The 3,075-nt window shown below is 63.7% G+C and carries 2 protein-coding genes and 1 pseudogene; 1 reads left to right on the plus strand and 2 read right to left on the minus strand.

Annotation, left to right across the window (positions count from 1 at the left end):
• Positions 1-397 precede the first annotated feature (397 nt).
• A pseudogene (locus tag QOJ24_RS20325) lies at positions 398-580 on the plus strand (YegP family protein).
• Between the two features lie 471 nt (positions 581-1,051).
• Here QOJ24_RS20325 and QOJ24_RS20330 read toward each other — a convergent pair.
• Positions 1,052-1,201 (minus strand): three-helix bundle dimerization domain-containing protein, encoded by a 150-nt coding sequence (locus QOJ24_RS20330; RefSeq protein WP_526264496.1) that lies wholly within the window; start codon positions 1,199-1,201, stop codon positions 1,052-1,054.
• A 426-nt stretch (positions 1,202-1,627) separates the two neighbouring features.
• On the minus strand, positions 1,628-2,956 hold the full coding sequence (locus tag QOJ24_RS20335; protein ID WP_526264498.1) for an alpha/beta hydrolase: 1,329 nt from the start codon (positions 2,954-2,956) through the stop codon (positions 1,628-1,630).
• Positions 2,957-3,075: the final 119 nt, after the last annotated feature.

Below are 3,075 nucleotides of genomic sequence, written 5' to 3' on the forward strand. Positions count from 1 at the left end.
CCTTTCATTCCAGCGACCACCGCGCAAATGATGGCGGCGATGAGGCTGCCAATCGCGACAAAGATTCCCTTGATTCCACTCAGTATGAACCCGGCAGCTTGGTAGTTGTCCTGTGTTGCGAGGACCAGCCCGTGCAGCATGGTCGTCTCCTCACTGGTCGTTGACGCCGACAGCAGGCTACGCAGCGTCCGACTGATCACGCCGCCGGTATGGCTGAATCGGTAGGTGCTCCGCAGCGAATCGGCAGCAGATCACCAGCATCTCCGTGTGGGCAGCGGCTCGTCGGCGGGGTAGCCACTCGCCATCGGCGTTCCGCACTACCTCGCCCACGCAACACTATGGGCGTGCCGGGACTTGGTCGCTAACGTTGGCCCGGTCATCTGACGAGGGAGAAAACATGGCAGGCAAGTTCGAGATCACGAAGGATAAGGCCGGGAAGTTCCGTATCCGGTTGAAGGCGTCGAACGGCGAGATCATCGCGACCGGCGAGGCTTAAGAGTCGAAGGCGAGCGCCAAGAAGGGCATCGCGTCGGTGCAGAAGAACGCGGCGGATGCGACGGTGGTCGATCTGACCGAGTAAGTCGGGCCGCCGCCGACGGTGACAGGCCGAACTGGGCAGCCTTTAGTCAGCCAACCGCATATACATGTTGGACGCGCCAACACCTTTCGACATAACCCCACGTCATCTCGCGACCTTCCCATGTACTTCTCGCGGCTTTTCGCGTAGGTGAACCTGATTTCCGCAGGTCACAGCCCGGGTTCGATTCCCGGCAGCTCCACCGAGATAACAGCAGATCAGGCCCTACTAGGCCTGACCTGTCTGTTTCTCGTCAAACATTCCCTTTAGTATTGACCGATCGATTTGTCTGCAATTTCGTACTCGGTGCACCCGCATTGTGATGGGCGGTATGGTTCGCTGCATTACGTCGACCCGTAGTAGAAGCGTGGTCGCTGTGTAGAGCTAATGTGCGTTTCGCCCGCTCCGTCCAGGACAGGTTGCGAAGCGTGGAGGCACGGGTGCGGTATCTCGACCGACTCTCGCAAGGCTGGCTTACAGCTTCGCCAATCGATCCGACCGGCGCGACTGGCCGCTGAGCTTGGCTAACTCGTTGCGGGCACGACGCTCAACCAACAGCGGCATGAAGTGGCGCATAGGGCGTCGGCCGAAGTACGAGAGAGAATCGGTGGCCTCGGCGATCAATGCACTGGAGCCGCGGCGCCTTCCAAGGAGATCACCCGTCCAATCTGATTGGGTGGCTTTTCAACCGTCGCGACTGGCCTGGTTTTTAATTGTCGTCATCGGCTTTGAGTGACATCTGGCGCCCCGCCGCGGGGCGGACCTGTCTTCGCTGATTCCGAAAGCTGTCGGTGAAGACCCGACCCGAGCCCGGCAGCCCGTGTGTGCATCAAGGTCTTGCCCAATGTGCTGACCCGGGTAACCAAGGATCGCCGTCTCACTGGCCTGCGGGACTAAGGCCAATCGCCCTGCTGGAACAGCTGCTGGGCGGCATGGTCGGTGTACATCTTCGGGCAGCCCCAGCGTCGAGTTGGCGCCCCGGCACGTTTGCGGGTCGCCGAGGAGTGCCCGAGTTGTCTGGGGGCGCTCCCGCGAGCGCGGGGACGGTTCCTATGACCGGCGGGGGGATCGTTGCGGGTGGGGGAGCGCGATTCGGGGGACGCCGGGGGTGCCTAGTTGGCCGGCGAGCCAGGGTAGCGCGGCGGTGAACGCCTTGGCCGCGAAGGGCCAGTCGTGTAAGCCTGGCTGCGCCTCTACCGCGCAGGTGATGCCGTTGGCGGTTGCCACCGCACACAGCGAGCCCGCGACGACGTCCTGCCCCTCGGGATTACCGACTGCGTCACGGGTAACCCCGTCGACACCGGGCGTACCAGGAATCGAAAACCAACCTGAGACAGCGGTGTAGGGACCGTGCCTGGTCATGACCGTTATTGGGTCGAACGCCGCCCACAGGTCGGGGTTGCCGCCGAACAGGCGGGCAACGGTCTGCTCGCGGTTACCGGAATTGGGGCCGCGATCACCGGCGATGTCTTCAAACACGCTGAACAATTCAGGGTGCATGACCGCCAGGTCCACCGCGCAAGTCCCTCCCGAGGAAAAGCCTGCGACGCCCCAGTTGGCCCGCTGAGGGCTGACCCCGAAGGTTGAGATCATGAAGGGGACGACGTCTTTGGTCAGATGATCGGCCGCATTGCCGCGCGGTCCATTGACGCATTCGGTGTCGATGCCGAACCCACCGCCGGAGTCGACGAACACCAGCACCGGCGCATTGCCGTCGTGCAGCGCCGCGAAGTCGTCCATTGCGCCGGCCGCGTTGCCGGCGCGCAGCCAGTCCGCTGGTGTATTGAGCTCCGCACCGATCATCATCAGCACGGGCAGCCGTGGTGGCGGATTGCTGGCAAACCATACCGGGGGCAGGTACACGAGTTCGCCGCGGTGCTTGAATTTCGAGGCTGCAGCGCTGATAGTCACCGGCACCACGGCGCCGTTGGCGGGGCGCACACCCTTGAGTTGCATCGCGGTCACGGTGGCCGGGTCGGTCTGATCCGGCACCGGGCCTAATGTCAACTGGCTCCACGCGGTGTGCACGGTGGGGAAGTAACCGATCCACCCATTGAGCACCAGCGCGGAGCTGAGCAAACACAGCGGGACCGCGAGCACCGACACCCCGCGACGCCACCACGAAGCGCTGACCCACCCCCCCGCTGCGACGCCGGACGCCAAACCGCTCAGCGCCACCCACAACCACAACGTCGGCGGTGCGGAGTCACCGGCCATACCCGCCGATCCGAGGAACCAATGCACCGCCAACGCCAACGCCACCCCCGCCGCCGCAACCGGCACGAATCGCACCCGCCATCGGTACGAGCGCCAACCGATCGCGCACCCCAGCACCACCGCGGCGATCACCTGCACCGTTACCGGAGCCCACCCGTGCATCAAAGACACATCGGCAACGTCATGGCGAAATGTTTGAGCCTGATCGACTATCAGGGTCGCTGCGTGGCCCGTCGGTGTCCAAGGTCTCACGCCTCCATCATCGCCACCGAGCCCTGAAT

The organism is Mycobacterium sp., assembly GCF_032159775.1.
In the GTDB taxonomy this organism is placed as follows: Bacteria; Actinomycetota; Actinomycetes; order Mycobacteriales; family Mycobacteriaceae; genus Mycobacterium.